The following is an 18,799-nucleotide window of genomic DNA, read 5'->3' as shown; positions in this document are numbered from 1 at the left end:
GCACCTTCGCGCTAGCTTCGAGGTGTGGCGAAGACACAGTTGAACGTACGCGTGGACGAGTCCACCGCGGAGACCGCCCGCCAGCGCGCGATGCAGCGCGGCGTGAGCGTGAACCGCTACATCGAGGAGCTCGTCAAACAGGACGCCGGCGAAGCGGGACGCACGTTCGTCGACGCGGCGGCCGACTTCATGAAGCAGTACGAGTCGGTCTTCGCCGAGGAGTTCGGCGACAAGCGTTGAGCCTGCGGATCGACCTTGCCTGGCTGCTCATGGTCGCGGAGCACAAGATGCCCGGCGACCCCCAGGTCACCGACTGGGGCGCGCTCGTCGCCGCCGTCAGCCGTCACGAGGCGGAGATATTCGGTGTCCCCGTATACAGCGACCCGGCCTCCCGGGCCGCCGCGTTGCTGCAACTGCTGCTGCACGTACCGGCGCTGGAGCGTTCCAACGCCATGTTCGCCTCGGCCGTCGCCTACGGCTACCTCGTCGCCTGCGGACTGAAGGTCGTCACCTCGCCCGAGCAGGTACGCGATCTGGCCCGCCTGGTGAAGGACGGCAGCGCGGACATCGGGCGCATCGCGGAGGAACTGCGGAGCTGGAGCGAGTGAGCGGTGCGGCTCTCCGACTCCCGGAGGGGCCGGCCACCCGGCCCCGGCGCGACCGGGCGCCCGGAGCGAGAACCGGACCCCGTCGTGGCGGCTACCCGTCCATGACCGGGCGGCGGGCGACGCCCAGCACGCACGGCGACGTCGGCAACTGCGGTCCGTGGTCCGGCACCCGGAACCGCCGGTAGGGCCCGAGCTCGAAGCCCGCCTCCTCGATCGCGGCGATCGTGTCCCGCGCCGTGTGGCACCCGCCGAACAGCAGCGGCCACACCGTGCGGTCCAGGACCCGCTGAGTGGTCGCCAGGCCCCGGCCCTCCGCCCGCCCGTGCTCGAAGAACCGCAGCTCCGCGCCGGGCCGCAGGACCCGCTTGATCTCCGCCAGCGCCCTCGGCAGGTCCCGTACGGTGCACAGCACCAGCGACGCGACCGCCGCGTCGAAGCCCTCACTCTTGACCGGCAGGGCCTCGGCCGCGCCGGGCGCCACGTCCACCGGGACCTCGGCGCGCAGGGCCGCCTCCGTGGCCAGCTTCCGCAGCGAGCGCTCCGGTTCGATGGCCACCACTTCGGAGACGGTGGCCGGATAGTGGGAGAAGTTCAGACCGTTGCCCGCGCCGATCTCGATCACCCGGCCGGACAGCCCGCGCAGCAGCTCCGCACGGTAGGCGGCGATGCCGCCCTTGAGGTCGGCCGTCACGCTCATCTTCGCGTAGAAGCGGGCGAAGAGAGGATGGTGGACGGCGTCCCGCGGGACGTTCGTACCGCGCTGGAGCGGGACCATAGGGGCCTCCTTCGGAGACGGGCCGGTCCCCGTCATTCTCCCCCGCTGCGCGCGGCTCAGCCGTCCGTGCCCGCCACGAAGCAGAATTCGTTGCCCTCCGGGTCGCGCATGACGAGGAAGCGACCGTGGTCGTCGGTCACGATCGCCCCGACCCGCTCCGCCCCCAGGCGGACCGCCTCGTCCGCCGCCGCGTCGATGTCACCGGCGTCCAGGTCCAGATGAAGGCGGTTCTTGACCGTCTTGCCCTCCGGCACCCGCTGGAAGGCGACGCGCACGAACTCCGGCGGATCGACGTACGACCAGTCGTCGGAGCGGTCCACCGGATCGCCGCCGAGGAGCGCGGCCCAGAAGCGCACCAGCCGGGCGGGGTCGTGGCAGTCGAAGACGATCTCGTCGATCTTTGCGCGCATGCGCGTCAGCCTACGGCGGCGGTGAACGCCCCCGCATCCCACCGGCCGCCGAGGCGTGGCGTCAGCCAGGTCGCCGCCAGTGCCCTGAAATCGGCGGGAGCGAGCGCGCCGGCGCCCTCCGGTACCGCCCCGAGCAGCGGCGCCCCGGCGGCCTCCGGAAGGTCCGCCAGATTGCAGCGCGCCGCCAGATCGGGTGTGCGCGGCCAGCTCCCGACCACCACGCCCAACTGCTCCAGGCCGCGTGCGCGCAGAGCCTCCGCCGTGAGCGCCGTCATGTTCAGCGTGCCGAGGCCGGCCGGGGCGACCACGAGCACGGGCGCGCCCATCTCGGCGGCCGCGTCCGCCAGCGTGGCGCCGTCGTCGTCGAGCCGAACGAGCAGGCCGCCCGCGCCCTCCACCAGCACCAGGTCGTGCTCGGCCGCCAGCTTCTCGGCGGCCTCCGCCACGTCCTTGGGCCGCACCGGTGCGAGCCCCGCCCGCCGGGCGGCGGTGGCCGGCGCCAACGGCTCCGGGAACCGGGCCAGTTCGGCACAGGTCACGTCGCCGGCGAGCCGCCGTACCACAGCGACGTCGCCGTCCTCGTCCGCCGCCAGCCCCGTCTGCGCGGGCTTCAGGACGGCGACGGACAGCCCTCCGGCCAGAGCCGCCGCGGCGACCGCCGCCGTGACGACGGTCTTGCCGATCTCGGTGCCGGTGCCGGTCACCACGATCACTGCCATGTGCTTGTGCGTCCTTCGTTCGTTCCGGTGTCCGCTGCGACGTTCCGCGGCGGGCGGCCTCAGCCCGCCGCTGCCGCCGCACGCACCGCGCGGCACACGCGGGCGAGGTCCTCGTCGTCCGTCACGTAGGGCGGCATCGTGTAGACGAGGTCGCGGAAGGGCCGCAGCCAGACCCCTTCCCGGACGGCCGCCGCCGTCGCCGCGGCCATGTCGACATCGTGGTCCAGCTGTACGACGCCGATGCCGCCGAGCACCCGGACGTCCTTCACCCCGGGCAGGTCCGCGGCCTCCGCGAGCCCGTCGCGCAGCCCCGTCTCCAGGCGGCGGACCTCCCCCTGCCAGTCCTGCCCGAGCAGCAGGTCGATCGAGGCGCAGGCGACGGCGGAGGCCAGCGGGTTGCCCATGAACGTGGGGCCATGGGCGAGCACCGGGACCTCGCCCCGCGAGATGCCCTCGGCCACCTGCGAGGTGCACAGGGTCGCGGCCATCGTCAGATAGCCGCCGGTCAGCGCCTTGCCCAGGCACATCACGTCCGGTGCGACGCCCGCGTGCCCGGCCGCGAACAGCGTGCCCGTACGCCCGAACCCGGTCGCGATCTCGTCGAACACGAGCAGCACGCCGTACTCGTCGCAGGCCTCTCGCAGGACCCGCAGATACTCGGGGGAGTGGAACCGCATGCCGCCCGCGCCCTGCACGACCGGCTCGACGATCACCGCCGCCAGCTCGTCCGCGTGCCGGGCGATCAGCTCCCGCAGACCCCGCGCGTACGACTCCTCGTAGTCGGCGGGAGGCGCGTCGGCGAAGAGCTGCCGGGGCAGCACCCCCTGCCACAGCTCGTGCATCCCGCCTTCGGGATCGCACACCGACATCGGCTGCCAGGTGTCCCCGTGGTAGCCGCCGCGCCAGGTCAGCAGCCGCTGCTTGGCGGGGCGGCCCAGCGAACGCCAGTACTGGAGGCACATCTTCACGGCGACCTCCACGGACACGGAGCCCGAGTCGCAGAGGAAGACGTGCCGCAGCGGCTCCGGGGTGATCTCCACCAGCCGGGCCGCGAGCCGCACGGCGGGCTCATGGGTGAGCCCGCCGAACATCACATGGCTCATCCGGCCCAGCTGCGCGGTCGCCGCCTCGTTCAGGACCGGGTGGTTGTACCCGTGGACGGCCGACCACCACGAGGACATGCCGTCGACCAACTCGCGCTGTCCATGAACCTCTTCGGCGAGCCGCAGCCGAACGCCGGACGCGGACTCGACGACCAGCGGGTCGCTGCGGCCCGGCATCGGGCCGTACGGGTGCCAGACGTGCGCCCGGTCCAGCGCGCGGAGCTCGTCGGGGCCGAACTCAGGCATTGGGCGCGAGGTCCGTCCCGGCTCCCCGGCGGCGCACCGCCACCAGATCCGTACGCGCCGCCGACGCCTCACCCGACACGGCCGCGGTCGTCTCCGTCTCCGCCGGCTCCGAGGCGCACCCGCCCTGGTCGCCGTCGCCGCACACCGAGCCGCAGCCGCCGCCGGCCGCACGGTGGTCGGGCAGCGTCGTCGTGTCCGTGCCCTCCACCTCGAAACCGGCGTCCGCGATCATCTCGAGGTCGGTCTTGCCCGCCTGGCCCTCACTGGTGAGGTAGTCGCCGAGGAAGATCGAGTTGACCAGGTGCAGCGCGAGCGGCTGCATCGAACGCAGATGCACCTCGCGCCCGCCGGCCAGTCGCACCTCGACGTCCGGGCAGACGAACCGGGTCATCGCGAGAATGCGCAGACACCGCTGCGGGGTGAGGTGCCACTCCTTGGCGAGCGGCGTCCCCTCGAACGGGATCAGGAAGTTCACCGGCACCGAGTCCGGGTCGAGTTCCCGCAGCGCGAAGACGACGTCCACCAGGTCCTCGTCGCTCTCACCCATGCCGGCGATCAGCCCCGAGCAGGCCGACAGGCCGGCGGCGTGCGCCTTGTTGACGGTGTCGACGCGGTCCGCGTAGGTGTGCGTGGTCGTGATGTCCCCGTACGTCCCCTCGGACGTGTTCAGGTTGTGGTTGTACGCGTCGGCGCCCGCGTCACGCAGCCGTTCGGCCTGGCCGTCGGAGAGCAGGCCCAGGCACGCGCACACCTCGACGCCCTCGTTCTGCTCCTTGATCGCCTCGATGGTCCTGGACACCCGGTCCACGTCCCGGTCTGTCGGGCCGCGCCCGCTCGCGACCAGGCACACCCGCTTGGCGCCGCCGGCCACACCGGCCGCCGCGGCCTCCGAGGCCTCCTCGGGCTTCAGCCAGGTGTACTTGAGGATCTCCGCCTTCGACCCGAGGCGCTGGGAGCAGTACGAGCAGTCCTCCGGGCACAGGCCGGACTTCAGGTTGACCAGGTAGTTGAGCTTCACCCGCCGCCCGAACCACTGACGGCGCACCTTGCCGGCAGCGGCCACCACATCGAGCACATCGTCGTCGGAGGTCGCCAGCACGGCGAGCGCTTCTTCGCGGGTCGGCAGCTCGCGCCGCAGCCCCTTCTCCACCAGTGTGTTCAGCAGGTCCATGGCGCCGATCCTGGCCTACAGCACAGGCCCCGGCCAAGGAGGAAGCCCACAACACCTGCGATTCGAGGTGTGTGCATGGCCACACCCGGTACCCGGGCCCGCCCGGCTAGGGTCTGTCCGCTGCCTACAAAAAGGACCGGACCGCCATGCCGAGGAATCCTTTCGACTGGATCGACGAGGAGTCGCGCCGACGCGAGCGGGCGGGTCTGGTCCGCACTCTTCGGCCGCGCCCCGCCGACAGTGCCCTCCTCGACCTGGCGAGCAACGACTATCTCGGTCTCACCCGCCGCGCCGAGGTCACCGAAGGCGCCGTGCGGGCCGCCCGCCGGTGGGGCGCCGGGGCCACCGGTTCCCGGCTCGTCACCGGCAGCACCGAACTGCACGCCGAACTGGAGCGTGAGCTCGCCGACTTCTGCGGCTTCGAGGCCGCCCTCGTCCTGTCCTCCGGCTACGCGGCGAACCTCGCCGCGGTCACCGCGCTCAGCGGCCGTGACGCCCTCGTCGTCTCCGACGCGGGCAACCACGCCTCCATCGTCGACGGCTGCCGGCTCTCCCGTGCGGAGACGGCGGTCGTCCCGCACACCGACGTCGAGGCCGTACGCAAGACGCTCGAGGCCCACCCCGGCCGGCGCGCCCTCGCGGTCACCGACTCGGTCTTCTCCGTGGACGGCGACGCCGCACCGCTGCGGGCCCTCGCCGACGTCTGCCGTGAACACGGCGCCGGGCTCCTCGTCGACGACGCGCACGGGCTGGGCGTCCTCGGCGACGGCGGCCGCGGCGCCCTGGACGCCGCCGGCCTCGCGGGCGCGGCCGGGACCGTCGCCACGCTGACGCTCTCCAAGTCGCTGGGCAGCCAGGGAGGTGCGGTCCTCGGGCCCGCCCCCGTCATCGACCACCTGATCAACACCGCCCGCACCTTCATCTTCGACACCGGCCTGGCCCCGGCGGCGGCCGGCGCGGCACTCGCGAGCGTGCGGGTGCTGCGCGGCGAACCAGGACTCGCCGGACGGGCGCGCGAGGTGGCGGCGGCGCTGCACCGCGGGCTGACCGACGCCGGACTGACCTCGGCCCGCCCGGACGCGGCGGTCGTCTCCGTGCAGGCCCCGTCCCCGGAGGCGGCGCTGCGCTGGGCGGCGGACTGCCGGGACGCCGGACTCGTCGTCGGCTGTTTCCGGCCCCCGTCCGTGCCCGACGGGATCTCCCGGATCCGGTTGACCGCCAGGGCGGATCTCACGGACCGGCAGATCGGCACGGCGCTCTCCACGATCATCCGGACCGCACCCGGCAGTTGAGCCGGGAGTGCCCCGCAGCCTCCGGTCGGTGGCCGTAAATACGGTCTGCCGTAGCAGAGTTCACCGCATCGAGCGACAGAAATGTGCGTATCTCGGTGGATCGGCGCCCCTGACGGACGATAAGTGGCAGTCTGACGCAGAAGCGTAATCCGTGGCCGTTCCCGCGTTTCATCCGCTACGAGTCGGAGCCCGGCCGCGGTGGGAAAGGGACAGCGCCGCCATGGCAGACCACCAAGAAGCATCCGCCACTCTGCCGAGCGATCCGGCGTCGGTATCCGCCGCCAGGAGATATGTCACGGATGTTCTGTGCGAATGGGGGCTGGAGCCGGACGCCGAGACCGTCGACACCGTCAAACTGATCGTCTCCGAGCTCGCCACGAACTCCGTACAGCACACCTTCGGCCAGTCCCCGACCTTCACGGTGGATCTGCGCCTCGAGCGCGACGAGCAGTTGTGCATCGGCGTCACCGACAGCCATCCGCGCTGGCCCCAGCGGCTGCCCGCCGCCGTCCGGCAGGACAACGGGCGGGGCATGGTCATCATCCGTACGCTCACCGCGGAGTACGGCGGCCGGCTGTCCGTCACGCCCACGGAGGAGGGCGGAAAGACCGTCTGGATCGCACTGCCCTGGTCCGTGCCCGTGCAGAGCTGACCGCTGACCCCGCCAGAAACGATTTGCCGGCTCGAACGGCCCGCGGCTCGAACAGTCCCGGCTCAAAGAGTCCCTTCTTCGCGGACGGACCGTGCCCTGCTGCCCGCCCTCGCGAACGCGCCACGCATCAGCGCCCGCAGCGACCGCACGGCCGGACCCGACTCCTCGCCCCGGTGCACCACCGAGATCGTCCTGCGGAACGACGCAGGTTCCAACTGCCGTACCCGCAGGGGCGTCGCGGCCATCGCGGCGACCATCTCCGGCACGACGGCCACCCCCAGTCCCGCGCTGACGAGGGCGCACACCAGTGCGTACCCCGGCGACTCGCAGACCACGGCAGGTGTGGCGCCGGCGCTCGCGAGCGCGCGCTCCACCCCCTTGCGCGGCGGATGCGACGGCGCGCTGCTGATCAGAGGCTGGCCCGCCAGGTCGCCCACGGGCAGCCGGCCGGAACCGTCGGCGAGCACATGCCCCGGAGCGGTCACGAGCACCAACTCCTCCACCAGGAGGGCCTCGACCACCACCCCCTGCGGCGCGGCGGCCGGCTCGGCCGGCTCATAGGCATGGGTCAGCGCCACATCGACCTCACCCGTGGCCACGGCCGTGACCCCGCCGGGCGGCTCGTACTCGGCGACGGTGAGCTCCACGTCCGGGTGCGCGCGGCGGAAGGCGCTCAGCACGGGCGGCAGCAGATGGATCCCGACCGTCGTGAACGTGCCGACCCGGAGCCGGCCGCCGGCCAGGCCGGTGAGCCCTGCCAGCTCATGGCGGGCCCGGTCCATCTCGTCCAGCACCCGGCGGGCGCGTTCCGCGAGCAGCTCGCCGGCCGCCGTCAGCCGTGCGCCCCGGTGCGAGCGCACGAGGAGGACTGCCCCGGCCTCCCGTTCCAGCTTGGCGATCTGCTGCGAGAGCGCCGGAGCCGTGTATCCGAGCCGGGCGGCGGCCCGGGTGATGGAACCGGCGTCCGCCACGGCGACGAGAGCCGCCAGCCGGGTCGGGTCGTACATGCCACCCCTTAAGCGTTGCTTCAGACCTCCCTGCAGAAATCGCAAGTACACGTTAAGGGCTAAGGGCGTCCACGCTGGGACGCATGGACGGACAGCTCATCGCCTTCATCGGGCTCGCCGCAGGCATGGTCGCCGTGCCCGGCGCCGATTTCACCGTCGTCGTACGCAACGCGGTAGCCTCACGCCGCGCCGGTGTCGCCTGCGCGGCAGGAGTGGCCGGCGGGCTGCTCGTCCACACGGCCCTGGCCGTGGCGGGACTCGCCGCCGTACTCGCCACCGCGCCCGTTCTCTACCGGACGCTGCAGGCAGCGGGCGGTGCCTATGTGCTCTATCTCGGGGTCCGCTCGCTGCACGCCGCACTGCGCCCGCGCCCGGAGCCGGCAGGTCCGCGGACCGCGGACCCGCACGGCGTCGGACGCGGCCTGCGGCAGGGCTTCCTCACCAACGTCCTCAACCCGAAGGCGCCGGTGCTGTTCCTGAGCCTGCTCCCGCAGTTCGTTCCCGACGGCGCGGCCGTGCTGCCGCGCACGCTGCTGCTCGCAGGCACGGTCGTGCTGATCGCGCTGCTCTGGTTCCCGGCGGTGGCGCTGATGGTCGACCGGCTCGGCCGGTGGCTGCGCCGGCCGCGGACCGCCCGCGCCGTCGAAGGCGTCTCGGGAGGCGCGCTGACCACGCTCGGCGCGGCCCTGCTGATCCGGTCGACCGCGCACTGACACCACCCAGGCCGGCAGGACCTGGCGGCGCGTCAGCGCACGCGGCCGTACTTGACGCTCTTCGTCCAGATCTTGACCAGCCGGACCACGTCACCCGTCTTGGGCGAGTGCCAGATCTTCCCGTTCCCGGCGTAGATCCCCACGTGGTAGACGGCACCGCCGGCGTGGAAGAACACCAGGTCACCGCGTTGCCGATGCGAGGCGGAGATATGACGGGTCCGGTTGTACTGCTGCTGGGCGGTGCGCGGCAGCTTCTTGCCCGCCTTCTTGTACGAATAGAGCGTCAGCCCGGAACAGTCGAAGCGGGACGGGCCCGTGCCGCCGTACCGGTACGGCGAGCCCTTCTTCGACGCGGCCACTTTGAGCGCCTTGCTCGCGTGGCTGCTGATCGCATGCGCTTCAACAGCGCCGCCCGGGGCCAGAAGTGTGCCGCCTACGGCGGCGATGGTGAGTGCCGATACGGCGCCCGCCCGTGAGAACAGGTGGGGGAGATGCATCTGCGCAGTCATGCGCAACCCTTCGTCAGCCGCCTGTGAAGGGTGACCTGTCGGGTTCGGACGGCGAAGACGCCCGGCCGCCGCAGCGGCTTCACCCCAAGGCGTGGCCGGGACAACCGGTCACGCCGTACTGCTGGGTCCTCCACTCCTGCCGATGCAATTCCGTCGACCAGACATCCGGTGCGGCGGCAGGATTCAGCGTCCGCCCGGACCGCCCCGTCGAGGTGGCGGGGGCTTGTCGTCTCACGGATCGTTACCCACCGATGTCCGATTTCCGAGTTGAAACGGCTTTTGTGAAGCTGATCACGACTGGACCTTTCGGGTGGGCAGGCCTCTCGGACCCCTTCTCCCGCGCTCCGGACCCGTCCCGTACCAGCAGTTGAAGCGCCCCATTGCGCCAGATCGGTGGTCCCGCCGACGCAAGTCCGGGGCCTTGCGACAACTTGGGCAAAGCTCCACCGAACGGGGTACGTGTGTCGCGCGCCGTGTCGGCGGGCGGCACCGGAACGTCCGTCAACTCGTGGAAACGGGAGGCATGGTCAGCCGGTTGGTCCTGCGCTCGCCGTCCAGGACGCGCAGCGCCTTGGTCAGCGTGTCCGTGTACAGCTCGTTCTCCCCCCGGATGTGCATGAGTGTCAGGGCGTCCTTGAGCGCGGCGGCCCGTCCGACCAGCGCCTGCGCGGCGCGCAGGGCCCCATAGGTATGGGTGGCACGGGCGGGGTTGATCCTGCCGAGCAGGTCGACGACTTCGAGGTAGGCGTCGACGAACTCGGCCTCGGCGCGGGTGAGTGCCGGCAGTGGCGGCAGTTCGGGCGGCAGCATCCCGCGCTCACCTCGCCGTGGGTGGCACGGCCGAGAGCTTGCGGCTCGCGACGACGTGGTCGATCAGGCCGTATTCCTTCGCCGCGGTGGCGTCGAAGATCTTGTCGCGCTCCAGGTCGGCCCTGATGCGGTCCGGGTCGTTGCCGGTGTGGCGCACCAGCATCGAGCCGAGTTGCTCACGCAGTCGCAGCAACTCGGCGGCGTGGATCTCCAGATCGGACGGCTGTCCGCGCAACGGCTCCTCGTATGCGGGCTGCTGCATCACGATCCGCGCGCCGGGCAGTGCCATGCGCTTGCCGGGAGTGCCCGCGGCAAGCAGGGCGACCGCCGTGGAGGCGGCCTGGCCCAGGCAGGTAGTCGCCACGTCGCACATGACGACCTGCATCGTGTCGTAGATGGCGGACATGGCGCTCAGTGATCCGCCGGGGGAGTTGATGTACAGGCAGATGTCCTGGTCGGGAGCCTCGTACTCGAGGTGCAGGAACTGCGCGATGACGTCGTTCGCCGCCGTGTCGTCGACGGCGGTCCCCAGGAAGACGATCCGCTCGGCCATCAGCTTCGAGTACGGATCGAGCGTGCGCGTCCCGAAGGATGTGCGCTCCGTGAGCTCCGGCAGGACATAGCGGGCGGACGGACGGTTCATGGCACACCTCTCGTCGTCACGGCTGTGGAGATCTCTCCTGGCCATGTAAAGAATGTACAGGATGTACAGACGGTTAGAATGGGAGCATGGCCTACGAAATTCCGGTGACGCAAGCTCGCGCCGAGCTCGCCGATCTGATCAACCGTGTCGTCTACGGCGGCGAGCGAGTCGTGGTGACCCGGCACGGGAAGCCGCTCGTCGCGCTGGTCTCCGCCGCGGACCTGGAGCGGCTGGAGCAGGAGGCGGAGGCTCCGGAGGCGGCGGAGGAGCAGATCATCAGCTCCGTGTCCTCCTTCGGATCGGTGTCCTCCGGTTCTCCCGACCGCGGCCGCTTCGGGCTGGCGGCCGAGCACCGCCCTCCGAGGGACCGCCCCTAGCGGCCGGGCCGAGGCGCCAGGGCCGGCCCGGTCGCGTGCGCCCGTCGCACGGTCCGGCACCCTGACGCGTCCGGACATACGAAGGCCGCGCGCCCCCGTCCGCTACAGCGGGGACGCGCGGCCGGTCGGATGACCGGGGCGTCAGCCGGTCAGGCGACCGGTACGGGGGCGGGCCGCTCCGCTTGTGTAAGCCCCGCGGCGCGGCGCCTGCCGCCCATGAACACGGCCACCAGGCCCAGCGCCGCCCATACCGACAGCGTCAGGAGCGGTGCCGCGGCGCCGCGCCCGTCGAAGTAGGCGACCGAGCGCAGCAGTGTCGCTCCGGCGCCCGGCGGCAGCCACTGGCCGATCGCGCCGACCGGCTCCGGAAGCAGCTCCGGCGCGGAAGCGGCGCCTGAGAACGGATTGCCGAGCAGCACCATCAGCAGCGCGCCGAGGCCGATGCCCGGCGTTCCGAGCAGCGCGGCGAACCCGGCCACGGCCGCTCCCGGTGCGGCGACCGTCAGGCTCAGTGCGGCCGCCTCCGCCCACCAGTCGCCCTGCAGTACACCGAGCCAGTTGTGGGCCATCGCCGCGGCGGTGACGCCCACCAGCGCCGAGGCGCCGACGAGCGCGGCGGCGGCACGGGCTCCGCGCAGGCCGGACATCGTGACCAGCGCCCCCGCGGCGACTCCCGCGAGGGCCAGTGGCAGGGCGCTCGCCGCGAGCGCGGTGCCCCGAGGGTCCCCGGACGGGAGCGGGGCCACGTCCGTCACCTCCACCTGAGTGCCGGCGGGGGCCTGAGCGGTGACGGCCTCCTTGAGGAGCTGGGCGACGACGGGGCCGGCTCCGGAAGCGGTCAGCAGCCTCGTGCCGTCCGGTCCCGCGACGACGGCGCCGTATACGACCCGGTCCTCGACCGCGGTTCTGGCCGAGGCCTCGTCGTCGTAGCGGTGGACGTCGAAAGCGCCTTCGCGCTGCTCGAAGGCCCGCTCCAGCTGGGTGACGGCCGCCGCGGGTCCCGCGACGCCGATGGGCAGGTCGCGCGGGGCGGTCCTGGCGGCCGGCCAGGCGAAGGCCCACAGGGCCAGCGCCACCACGACCGGGACCAGGACGATCACCGCGATCATGCGGCGGGCCGGTGCAGCGGACATGAGGACTCCTTATAGAGAAGGATCGTTCGTTTTATCTTTTGGCCACTGTCCTGCTGCCTCCGGTCCTTGTCAAGAAGGAATGTTCGTTTTACTTTTGGGGCCATGGCACGCGTATCCCAGCAGCACCTCGACGCCCGCCGCCGTCAGATCCTTGACGGCGCGGCCCGCTGCGTCTCCCGCAACGGCTTCCACGCCACATCGATGCAGGACATCCTGAGCGAGTGCGGCCTGTCGGCCGGTGCCGTGTACCGCTACTTCCGCGGCAAGGACGAGCTGATCGCCGCCATCGCCGACGAGGCGTTCAGCAGCATCCGCGCCGCGTTCGAGGAGGCCGCGGCCACCACGCCACCGCCCACACCCGATGTGCTCCTCGGGCGGGTGCTGCGCCGCATGCTCGTCGAGGAGGTGCCCGGCGGCGACCGTCAGGCCTTCGCCCGACTGGTCGTCCAGACGTGGACCGAGACCCTGCGCGACGAGCGTCTCGCCGCGATCCTCGCCACCGGTTACAACGGCATGCGCCAGGCGTGGGCCGAACTGGTGCACGCCTATCGGGCGAACGGGCAGATGGAGGCGGACGTCGACGCCGACCATGTGGCGCGGACCCTGATCGCCACCGCCCAGGGGTTCATCGCGCAGCAGGCGCTGTTCGGCGATGTGCGTGTCGAGGTCCTCGAGGACGGCCTGCGGGCTCTGATGTCCATGCGGGATCCCGAGATCAGTTAACGCGCCGGAAAAATCCGCGCCCTAACGTTCAACCTCTGGTCGTGAGATGCCCGCGGACAGGTCAACAGGCTGTCGCAGCGCGTTACGGTCCTCACGCCCAGGGAGCTACCGGGCCGGACGACAGTGAGGTGGACGCGTGCAACTCTCCCCGCACGAGCAGGAACGGCTTCTCATCCATGTGGCCGCCGACGTGGCGGAGAAGCGCAGGGCGCGCGGGGTGAAGCTCAACCACCCCGAATCCGTCGCCCTCATCACCTCGCACATCCTCGAAGGCGCCCGCGACGGCCGCAGCGTCTCGGAACTCATGGCGTCCGGGCGGAAGGTGCTCAGCCGTGACGACGTCATGGACGGCATCCCCGAGATGATCCACGACGTCCAGGTGGAGGCCACCTTCCCCGACGGGACCAAGCTCGTCACCGTCCACGACCCGATCGTCTGAGGGGCGGAACGATGATTCCCGGAGAGATCCTCCACGGTGACGGCCCCATCCTCCTCAACCAGGGCCGTGAGGTCACCCGCCTCACCGTCGTCAACGCCGCCGACCGCCCGGTCCAGGTCGGCTCCCACTACCACTTCGCCGAGGCCAACCCCGGCCTCGAGTTCGACCGCGCCGCCGCCCGTGGCAAGCGGCTCGACGTCGCCGCCGGCACCGCCGTGCGCTTCGAGCCCGGCATCCCGGTCGACGTCGCACTCGTGCCGATCGCCGGGCGCCGGATCGTCGCCGGACTGCGTGGGGAGACCGGAGGACCTCTCGATGGCTGAACTCCACCGCGCCGTGTACGCCGACCTGTTCGGCCCCACGACCGGCGACCGTGTCCGGCTCGCCGACACCGACCTGATCATCGAGATCGAGGACGACCGCTGCGGCGGCCCGGGCCGGGCCGGTGACGAGGCGGTGTTCGGCGGCGGCAAGGTCATCCGAGAGTCCATGGGCCAGGCCCGTGCGACACGCGCCGACGGCGCGCCCGACACCGTGATCACCGGAGTGGTCGTGCTCGACCACTGGGGTGTCGTCAAGGCCGACATCGGTGTCCGGGACGGCCGGATCAGCGGCGTGGGCAAGGCCGGCAACCCCGACACCATGGACGGCGTCCACCCCGACCTCGTCATCGGGCCCGAGACGGAGATCATCGCGGGCAACGGGAAGATCGTCACCGCCGGAGCCATCGACGCACATGTCCACTTCATCTCGCCGACCGTCGTCGAGCAGGCGCTCGCCACCGGCGTGACCACCCTCGTCGGCGGCGGCACAGGGCCGGCGGAGGGCACCAAGGCCACCACGGTCACACCCGGCCCCTGGCACCTCGGCCGGATGTTCGAGGCGCTGGAAGCCTTCCCGGTCAACATCGGCCTGCTCGGCAAGGGCAACACCGTCTCCCGCGACGCCATGTACTCGCAGCTGCGCGGCGGCGCGCTCGGATTCAAGATCCACGAGGACTGGGGCGCCACCCCGTCGGTCATCGACGCGTGCCTGCGTGTCTGCGACGAGACCGGCGCGCAACTCGCCCTCCACACAGACACGTTGAACGAGGCCGGGTTCGTCGGCGACACCCTCGCCGCCATCGCGGGCCGCACCGTCCACGCGTATCACACGGAGGGCGCGGGCGGCGGGCACGCACCCGACATCATCACCGTCGTCTCCGAGCCACATGTGCTGCCCAGCTCGACGAACCCGACCCGGCCGCACACGGTCAACACCATCGACGAGCACCTCGACATGCTGATGGTCTGCCACCATCTCAACCCCGCCGTTCCGGAGGATCTCGCCTTCGCCGAGTCCCGGATCCGGCCGTCCACCATCGCGGCGGAGGACGTCCTGCACGACCTCGGAGCGATCTCGATCATCTCCTCCGACTCGCAGGCGATGGGGCGCATCGGGGAAGTGGTGATGCGTACGTGGCAGACCGCGCACGTCATGAAGAAGCGCTGCGGCGCGCTCCCCGGCGACGGCCGCGCGGACAACCACCGGGCACGTCGCTATGTCGCCAAATACACGATCAACCCCGCGGTCGCGCAAGGCCTCGACGGCGAGATCGGCTCGGTCGAGACCGGCAAACTGGCCGATCTCGTGCTGTGGGACCCGGCCTTCTTCGGAGTCAAGCCGCAACTGGTGATCAAGGGCGGCCAGATCGCTTACGCGCAGATGGGAGACGCCAACGCCTCGATCCCGACACCGCAACCCGTGATGCCACGACCGATGTTCGGGGCCATCGGGCGCGCGGCGGCCAGGGGATCCTTCAACTTCGTCGCACAGGCGGCGATCGAGGACGACCTGCCCGAACGACTCGGCCTGGCCAAGAAGTTCGTGCCGATCAAGAACACCCGGCGGGTGACGAAGGCGGACATGCGCGAGAACGACGCCCTGCCCCGGGTGGAGGTCGACGCCGACACCTTCACGGTGACGATCGACGGGGAAGCGGTCGAGCCGGCACCCGCCGCGGAACTCCCCATGGCTCAGCGGTACTTCCTGTTCTGATGCGCCCTTCCGACACCGATACGCACCTCGGCCACGGGGATCCCGCCGCCGGCGCTCGGCACGAGAAGCCCGCCGCCGGGGCCGTCCATGAGCCGCCTGCCGCCGTCCGTGCCGCGCTGCTCGTGCTCTGTGACGGGCGGTTCCCCGCAGGAGGGCACGCGCATTCCGGCGGGGCCGAGGCAGCGGTGAAGGCGGGACGCATCCGTGACGCCGACGACCTCGCCGCGTTCTGCCGGGGGCGGCTGCACACCACGGGCCTCACGGCCGCGGGGCTCGCCGCCGCGGCGGCGTTCGGCCACGACCCCTTCGCGCTCGACGCTGCGGCGGACGCCCGGACGCCGTCGCCCGCGCTGCGCGCCACTTCACGCAAGCTCGGCCGCCAGCTGATGCGCGCCGCGCGGGCCGCATGGCCGGCTCCCGGACTCGACGCTCTGGCCTCGGTGTTCCCGCGCGGGGCGCACCAGCCGGTGGTCCTCGGCACCGCCGCCCGCGCGGCGGGCCTCGGGCCCGAGGACGCCGCGCACTGCGCCGCGTACGAGGCGGTCGGCGGCGCCGCCACCGCCGCCGTACGACTGCTGTCCCTCGACCCGTTCCGCGCGACCGCCGTCCTCGCCCGTCTCGCCCCCGAAATGGACCAGGTCGCGGCACGCGCCGCCGGCCTGGCCCGCATGGGCGTCGACGACCTGCCCGCCGCCTCCGCACCACTGCTCGACATCTGGGCGGAGCAGCACGCGGCCTGGCCCGTCCGTCTCTTCGCCTCCTGACCCGTCCCGCCTTCAGGATTCCCGCACGCACCAAGGAGCCGCAGCCATGCACATCGGCCACCAGCACGAGTCACCGGCCGCCGTCGGCGCGGACGCCGCCCGCCCCGACGGCAGCCGCCGAGCGCTGCGCATCGGCCTCGGCGGGCCCGTCGGCTCCGGGAAGACCGCCACGGTCGCCGCCCTGTGTGCCGCGCTCCGCGACACACTGTCCATCGCGGTCGTCACCAACGACATCTACACCCGTGAGGACGCCGAGTTCCTGCTCCGCAACGCGGTGCTGCCGCCCGAGCGCATCCAGGCCGTGGAGACCGGAGCCTGCCCGCACACGGCGATCCGCGACGACATCTCCGCCAATCTGGAGGCCGTGGAGGACCTCGAGGACAGCGTCGGCCCCCTGGACCTGATCCTCGTCGAATCGGGCGGCGACAACCTCACCGCCACGTTCTCCAAGGGCCTCGTCGACGCCCAGGCATTCGTCATCGACGTCGCCGGCGGCGACGACATCCCGCGCAAGGGCGGCCCGGGCGTGACCACGGCCGACCTCCTCGTCGTCAACAAGACCGACCTCGCCCCGTACGTGGGATCCGACCTCGGCCGCATGGCGCGCGACGCCGAGGAGCAGCGCGGCGAGCTCCCCGTCGTCTTCACCTCGCTGCGCGAGCCGGACGGCATCGCGCCGGTCGCCGACTGGGTGCGCGCGCAGCTCGCCGCGTGGACCGGATGAATCCCGGATGAGCGTCCACGCGACTGCCCGGATCGTCGCCGACCGCACGGGCCTGCCCGTCCTCACGAGCGACGGGCCGCTGGCGCTGCGCCGCACCCGCTCCACCGGACCGCAGCTGCGGGTCACCCTCGTCGGCGCCATGAGCGCACCCCTCGGCGGCGACCGGCTCGCCGTCGAGGCCGAGGTGCGCGACGGCGCCCGCCTCACCGTCGACTCGGCCGCCGCGACCATCGCCCTCCCCGGCGCAGAACGGCGGCACGCCCGGTACGACACCACGCTGGACGTCGGAGAGGACGCCGAACTGCACTGGCTGCCGCAGCAGTTGATCTCCGCGCAAGGAAGCGACCTGCGGATGCGCACCCGCGTCCGACTCGCCGCCACGGCACGGCTGGTGCTGCGGGAGGAACAGATCCTCGGCCGGTACGGCGAGGAGCCCGGCACCCTCGCCACCCGGCTCACCGTCCACCGCACCGGCCGCCCCCTGCTGGACACCGGGTTCTCCTGCGGCCCCGGCGCTCCGGGCGGCTGGGACGGGCCCGCCGTGCTCGCCGGCCACCGGGCGGCCGGCCAACTCCTCGTCGTCGACCCCGGGTACGAGGACAAGCCGCCGGAGCCGGTGTCCCTCGGCCCCACCGCGGCGCTCACGCCGCTCGCCGGACCGGCCGCACTGGTCACCGCGCTCGCGGCGGACGCCCTCGCGCTGCGGCGCGTGCTCGACGGCGCCCTGCGGCATCTGTTCGGCAGCCCGTGACGCGGCGGTGGCCCCGGTCGTGTCCTGGTCAGCCGGCCCGGTGCTCCGCCAGCCAGGCGTCCTCCGCCGCGTAGTCGAACAAGGCGTCCTTCCCGTAGTTCGCGGCCATCTTGGGGAACGCCTCGGTCCACTCCCTGCCGTGCAGGCGCGCCGCGAGCCACTCCACGGTCGCCGGCAGGGACTGGGCGTAGCCGGTCACCGCGCGATAGCCCAACTCGGCCTCCGCGGCACTCATGTCGTAGACGACCGGATGCGCACCGGACCAGGGGGTCTCGCCCACCGAGGACGACGGCGGCGGCCCGTCGACGAGGACGGTCTCGGTGCGCCGGCCGAGCACCGCGTCGATCGCGTCGCCGATCTCGGCCACGGTGGGTGCGTCCGGGTCGCCCGCGTTCAGCACCCGCGAGCCGGGCCTGCGGGCCGACAGCCGGACCAGTTCCGCCACGTTGGACACATGGACGGGATGGAACCTGCTGAGACCGCCGTACGCCAGCACACGCACCTGGCGGCCGTCCAGTGCCCGCTTGACGAAGTACAGTTCACGCGGGGTGCGGCAGTGCGGCCCGTGGACGGCGCCCGCCCGCAGCAGGGTCACGGGCAGCTCGTCACCTGCGGCCAGCAACTCCTGCTCCAGCGCCACCTTCCGGGTGCCGTACGTCGACTCCCCGGCGGCCACGGTGGCCTGGGCCTCCGGAATCGGCACCGGGTAACGCGGAAAGCCGTCGGGCCGGCCCTGGGTGTCGAAGCTGCGCCCCCGGTCGTCCTCGTAGACCGCGCCGCTCGAGATGACGACGGCCGACCCGATCCGGTCCGACATCCTCCTCAGCTGGCGGGCGTGCCCATGGCCGAAGGCCACCATGTCGACGAGGACGTCACAGCGCTCTCCGACGGCCTCCGCGAGGGCCGCGTCGTCCTCCCGGTCCACCCGCACCGACCGCACCGTGTCGGGCCACGTCTCGTCCACGACGCCGCCCCTGGAGGCCGCCCGGACCTCCCAACCGTCCGCGACCAGGGCGGCCACCGCCGCCCGTCCCATCTGTCCTGAAGCGCCCAGCACGAACGCGTTTCCTCTGCTCATGACAGGCACGCTAGGCGCGGGGGTGGCGTGGCGGCCGCGAAATTAGCGGAGCGCAGATCCGCGGTTCGCGGCCGGCGTCCGCGGCCGGGCACGCCGCCGGGTTCCGCGGCCGCGG

General features: G+C 72.2%; 24 protein-coding genes and 1 riboswitch. Of the genes, 13 read left to right on the top strand and 11 right to left on the bottom strand.

The window, feature by feature from the left end:
• The first annotated feature begins 24 nt into the window (after nt 1–24).
• Nucleotides 25–240 carry a hypothetical protein gene (locus ACTMTU_RS26370; RefSeq protein ID WP_005320324.1) on the top strand — a complete coding sequence of 72 codons (216 nt, stop codon included), beginning with the start codon at nt 25–27 and terminating at the stop codon, nt 238–240.
• Entirely contained in the window at nt 237–608 is a 372-nt protein-coding gene (locus ACTMTU_RS26365) for a fic family toxin-antitoxin system, toxin component (protein WP_159694203.1), read from the top strand. The genes ACTMTU_RS26370 and ACTMTU_RS26365 overlap by 4 nt, the downstream gene beginning before the upstream one ends.
• A gap of 91 nt (nt 609–699) precedes the next feature.
• Here the strand turns inward: ACTMTU_RS26365 and ACTMTU_RS26360 are convergent, their stop codons facing one another.
• From ACTMTU_RS26360 to bioB, 5 genes are read right to left on the bottom strand one after another with little or no spacing between them, the layout of a single operon-like run.
• Nucleotides 700–1,383 carry a class I SAM-dependent methyltransferase gene (locus tag ACTMTU_RS26360; protein ID WP_441265931.1) on the bottom strand — a complete coding sequence of 228 codons (684 nt, stop codon included), beginning with the start codon at nt 1,381–1,383 and terminating at the stop codon, nt 700–702.
• A gap of 56 nt (nt 1,384–1,439) precedes the next feature.
• Entirely contained in the window at nt 1,440–1,793 is a 354-nt protein-coding gene (locus ACTMTU_RS26355) for a VOC family protein (protein ID WP_441265930.1), read from the bottom strand.
• Nucleotides 1,794–1,798: 5 nt separating this feature from the next.
• Complete coding sequence (gene bioD, locus ACTMTU_RS26350; protein WP_441265929.1) at nt 1,799–2,512, bottom strand: dethiobiotin synthase; 714 nt, start codon at nt 2,510–2,512, stop codon at nt 1,799–1,801.
• A gap of 59 nt (nt 2,513–2,571) precedes the next feature.
• Nucleotides 2,572–3,861, bottom strand: a complete 1,290-nt coding sequence (locus ACTMTU_RS26345) for an adenosylmethionine--8-amino-7-oxononanoate transaminase (RefSeq protein ID WP_441265928.1) — start codon at nt 3,859–3,861, stop codon at nt 2,572–2,574.
• Nucleotides 3,854–5,032 carry a biotin synthase BioB gene (bioB, locus tag ACTMTU_RS26340; protein ID WP_441265927.1) on the bottom strand — a complete coding sequence of 393 codons (1,179 nt, stop codon included), beginning with the start codon at nt 5,030–5,032 and terminating at the stop codon, nt 3,854–3,856. Before bioB ends, ACTMTU_RS26345 begins: the two co-directional genes overlap by 8 nt.
• Nucleotides 5,033–5,178: 146 nt before the next feature.
• On the opposite strand from bioB, the gene ACTMTU_RS26335 reads away from it, so the two are divergent.
• Both ACTMTU_RS26335 and ACTMTU_RS26330 read left to right on the top strand, forming a co-directional pair.
• A complete protein-coding gene (locus tag ACTMTU_RS26335) occupies nt 5,179–6,324 on the top strand; it encodes an 8-amino-7-oxononanoate synthase (RefSeq protein WP_441265926.1) in 1,146 nt (381 codons plus the stop codon).
• A 220-nt stretch (nt 6,325–6,544) separates the two neighbouring features.
• Nucleotides 6,545–6,976 carry an ATP-binding protein gene (locus ACTMTU_RS26330; protein ID WP_441265925.1) on the top strand — a complete coding sequence of 144 codons (432 nt, stop codon included), beginning with the start codon at nt 6,545–6,547 and terminating at the stop codon, nt 6,974–6,976.
• 62 nt (nt 6,977–7,038) lie between these two features.
• Here ACTMTU_RS26330 and ACTMTU_RS26325 read toward each other — a convergent pair whose 3' ends face one another.
• The gene (locus tag ACTMTU_RS26325) at nt 7,039–7,983 is read right to left on the bottom strand and encodes a LysR family transcriptional regulator (RefSeq protein WP_441265924.1); all 945 of its coding nucleotides are present in this window, start codon (nt 7,981–7,983) and stop codon (nt 7,039–7,041) included.
• Between the two features lie 83 nt (nt 7,984–8,066).
• Between ACTMTU_RS26325 and ACTMTU_RS26320 the strand changes: the two genes are divergently transcribed.
• Complete coding sequence (locus ACTMTU_RS26320; protein WP_441265923.1) at nt 8,067–8,696, top strand: LysE family translocator; 630 nt, start codon at nt 8,067–8,069, stop codon at nt 8,694–8,696.
• Between the two features lie 32 nt (nt 8,697–8,728).
• Here the strand turns inward: ACTMTU_RS26320 and ACTMTU_RS26315 are convergent, their stop codons facing one another.
• The 3 genes from ACTMTU_RS26315 to ACTMTU_RS26305 all read right to left on the bottom strand — a co-directional run bounded on the left by ACTMTU_RS26315 (nt 8,729) and on the right by ACTMTU_RS26305 (nt 10,658).
• On the bottom strand, nt 8,729–9,205 hold the full coding sequence (locus tag ACTMTU_RS26315) for a C40 family peptidase (RefSeq protein WP_441265922.1): 477 nt from the start codon (nt 9,203–9,205) through the stop codon (nt 8,729–8,731).
• Nucleotides 9,206–9,208: 3 nt separating this feature from the next.
• Nucleotides 9,209–9,371, bottom strand: a riboswitch (cyclic di-AMP (ydaO/yuaA leader).
• 335 nt (nt 9,372–9,706) lie between these two features.
• Nucleotides 9,707–10,015 (bottom strand): hypothetical protein, encoded by a 309-nt coding sequence (locus tag ACTMTU_RS26310; RefSeq protein ID WP_441265921.1) that lies wholly within the window; start codon nt 10,013–10,015, stop codon nt 9,707–9,709.
• A 7-nt stretch (nt 10,016–10,022) separates the two neighbouring features.
• Nucleotides 10,023–10,658: an ATP-dependent Clp protease proteolytic subunit gene (locus tag ACTMTU_RS26305; protein WP_441266000.1), complete on the bottom strand. Its 636-nt coding sequence runs from the start codon at nt 10,656–10,658 to the stop codon at nt 10,023–10,025.
• An 86-nt stretch (nt 10,659–10,744) separates the two neighbouring features.
• Between ACTMTU_RS26305 and ACTMTU_RS26300 the strand changes: the two genes are divergently transcribed.
• Nucleotides 10,745–11,035 (top strand): type II toxin-antitoxin system Phd/YefM family antitoxin, encoded by a 291-nt coding sequence (locus tag ACTMTU_RS26300; protein WP_441265920.1) that lies wholly within the window; start codon nt 10,745–10,747, stop codon nt 11,033–11,035.
• 149 nt (nt 11,036–11,184) lie between these two features.
• Here the strand turns inward: ACTMTU_RS26300 and ACTMTU_RS26295 are convergent, their stop codons facing one another.
• Nucleotides 11,185–12,168: an ABC transporter permease gene (locus ACTMTU_RS26295; protein WP_441265919.1), complete on the bottom strand. Its 984-nt coding sequence runs from the start codon at nt 12,166–12,168 to the stop codon at nt 11,185–11,187.
• A 102-nt stretch (nt 12,169–12,270) separates the two neighbouring features.
• On the opposite strand from ACTMTU_RS26295, the gene ACTMTU_RS26290 reads away from it, so the two are divergent.
• The 7 genes from ACTMTU_RS26290 (at nt 12,271) to ACTMTU_RS26260 (ending at nt 17,606) form a co-directional block, all read left to right on the top strand.
• Nucleotides 12,271–12,891, top strand: coding sequence for a TetR/AcrR family transcriptional regulator (locus ACTMTU_RS26290; RefSeq protein WP_441265918.1), 621 nt, complete (start codon nt 12,271–12,273; stop codon nt 12,889–12,891).
• A 136-nt stretch (nt 12,892–13,027) separates the two neighbouring features.
• Nucleotides 13,028–13,330 carry an urease subunit gamma gene (locus ACTMTU_RS26285; protein WP_441265917.1) on the top strand — a complete coding sequence of 101 codons (303 nt, stop codon included), beginning with the start codon at nt 13,028–13,030 and terminating at the stop codon, nt 13,328–13,330.
• Nucleotides 13,331–13,341: 11 nt separating this feature from the next.
• Complete coding sequence (locus ACTMTU_RS26280) at nt 13,342–13,653, top strand: urease subunit beta (RefSeq protein WP_441265916.1); 312 nt, start codon at nt 13,342–13,344, stop codon at nt 13,651–13,653.
• Nucleotides 13,646–15,367 (top strand): urease subunit alpha, encoded by a 1,722-nt coding sequence (locus tag ACTMTU_RS26275; RefSeq protein WP_441265915.1) that lies wholly within the window; start codon nt 13,646–13,648, stop codon nt 15,365–15,367. The genes ACTMTU_RS26280 and ACTMTU_RS26275 overlap by 8 nt, the downstream gene beginning before the upstream one ends.
• On the top strand, nt 15,367–16,131 hold the full coding sequence (locus ACTMTU_RS26270; RefSeq protein WP_441265914.1) for an urease accessory protein UreF: 765 nt from the start codon (nt 15,367–15,369) through the stop codon (nt 16,129–16,131). The genes ACTMTU_RS26275 and ACTMTU_RS26270 overlap by 1 nt, the downstream gene beginning before the upstream one ends.
• A 46-nt stretch (nt 16,132–16,177) precedes the next feature.
• Nucleotides 16,178–16,855 (top strand): urease accessory protein UreG, encoded by a 678-nt coding sequence (gene ureG, locus ACTMTU_RS26265; protein WP_441265913.1) that lies wholly within the window; start codon nt 16,178–16,180, stop codon nt 16,853–16,855.
• 7 nt (nt 16,856–16,862) lie between these two features.
• On the top strand, nt 16,863–17,606 hold the full coding sequence (locus tag ACTMTU_RS26260) for an urease accessory protein UreD (RefSeq protein ID WP_441265912.1): 744 nt from the start codon (nt 16,863–16,865) through the stop codon (nt 17,604–17,606).
• Nucleotides 17,607–17,634: 28 nt separating this feature from the next.
• On the opposite strand, the gene ACTMTU_RS26255 is transcribed toward ACTMTU_RS26260, so the two are convergent.
• Complete coding sequence (locus ACTMTU_RS26255) at nt 17,635–18,684, bottom strand: NAD-dependent epimerase/dehydratase family protein (RefSeq protein ID WP_441265911.1); 1,050 nt, start codon at nt 18,682–18,684, stop codon at nt 17,635–17,637.
• Nucleotides 18,685–18,799 lie beyond the last annotated feature (115 nt).

The sequence above is a fragment of the Streptomyces sp. OZ13 genome, assembly GCF_052068155.1.
Classification (GTDB): Bacteria; Actinomycetota; Actinomycetes; order Streptomycetales; family Streptomycetaceae; genus Streptomyces.
The sequence above is the reverse complement of the archived record's forward strand: the minus strand, read 5'-3'. Positions and strand labels throughout refer to the sequence as shown.

Bases quoted from the DNA above. Each gene is read 5' to 3' on its own strand.
- ACTMTU_RS26360 (WP_441265931.1), bottom strand. From the start codon at position 1,383: ATGGTCCCGCTCCAGCGCGGTACGAACGTCCCGCGGGACGCCGTCCAC.
- ACTMTU_RS26355 (WP_441265930.1), bottom strand. From the start codon at position 1,793: ATGCGCGCAAAGATCGACGAGATCGTCTTCGACTGCCACGACCCCGCC.
- bioD (WP_441265929.1), bottom strand. From the start codon at position 2,512: ATGGCAGTGATCGTGGTGACCGGCACCGGCACCGAGATCGGCAAGACC.
- ACTMTU_RS26345 (WP_441265928.1), bottom strand. From the start codon at position 3,861: ATGCCTGAGTTCGGCCCCGACGAGCTCCGCGCGCTGGACCGGGCGCAC.
- bioB (WP_441265927.1), bottom strand. From the start codon at position 5,032: ATGGACCTGCTGAACACACTGGTGGAGAAGGGGCTGCGGCGCGAGCTG.
- ACTMTU_RS26335 (WP_441265926.1), top strand. From the start codon at position 5,179: ATGCCGAGGAATCCTTTCGACTGGATCGACGAGGAGTCGCGCCGACGC.
- ACTMTU_RS26330 (WP_441265925.1), top strand. From the start codon at position 6,545: ATGGCAGACCACCAAGAAGCATCCGCCACTCTGCCGAGCGATCCGGCG.
- ACTMTU_RS26325 (WP_441265924.1), bottom strand. From the start codon at position 7,983: ATGTACGACCCGACCCGGCTGGCGGCTCTCGTCGCCGTGGCGGACGCC.
- ACTMTU_RS26320 (WP_441265923.1), top strand. From the start codon at position 8,067: ATGGACGGACAGCTCATCGCCTTCATCGGGCTCGCCGCAGGCATGGTC.
- ACTMTU_RS26315 (WP_441265922.1), bottom strand. From the start codon at position 9,205: ATGACTGCGCAGATGCATCTCCCCCACCTGTTCTCACGGGCGGGCGCC.
- ACTMTU_RS26310 (WP_441265921.1), bottom strand. From the start codon at position 10,015: ATGCTGCCGCCCGAACTGCCGCCACTGCCGGCACTCACCCGCGCCGAG.
- ACTMTU_RS26305 (WP_441266000.1), bottom strand. From the start codon at position 10,658: ATGAACCGTCCGTCCGCCCGCTATGTCCTGCCGGAGCTCACGGAGCGC.
- ACTMTU_RS26300 (WP_441265920.1), top strand. From the start codon at position 10,745: ATGGCCTACGAAATTCCGGTGACGCAAGCTCGCGCCGAGCTCGCCGAT.
- ACTMTU_RS26295 (WP_441265919.1), bottom strand. From the start codon at position 12,168: ATGTCCGCTGCACCGGCCCGCCGCATGATCGCGGTGATCGTCCTGGTC.
- ACTMTU_RS26290 (WP_441265918.1), top strand. From the start codon at position 12,271: ATGGCACGCGTATCCCAGCAGCACCTCGACGCCCGCCGCCGTCAGATC.
- ACTMTU_RS26280 (WP_441265916.1), top strand. From the start codon at position 13,342: ATGATTCCCGGAGAGATCCTCCACGGTGACGGCCCCATCCTCCTCAAC.
- ACTMTU_RS26275 (WP_441265915.1), top strand. From the start codon at position 13,646: ATGGCTGAACTCCACCGCGCCGTGTACGCCGACCTGTTCGGCCCCACG.
- ACTMTU_RS26270 (WP_441265914.1), top strand. From the start codon at position 15,367: ATGCGCCCTTCCGACACCGATACGCACCTCGGCCACGGGGATCCCGCC.
- ureG (WP_441265913.1), top strand. From the start codon at position 16,178: ATGCACATCGGCCACCAGCACGAGTCACCGGCCGCCGTCGGCGCGGAC.
- ACTMTU_RS26260 (WP_441265912.1), top strand. From the start codon at position 16,863: ATGAGCGTCCACGCGACTGCCCGGATCGTCGCCGACCGCACGGGCCTG.
- ACTMTU_RS26255 (WP_441265911.1), bottom strand. From the start codon at position 18,684: ATGAGCAGAGGAAACGCGTTCGTGCTGGGCGCTTCAGGACAGATGGGA.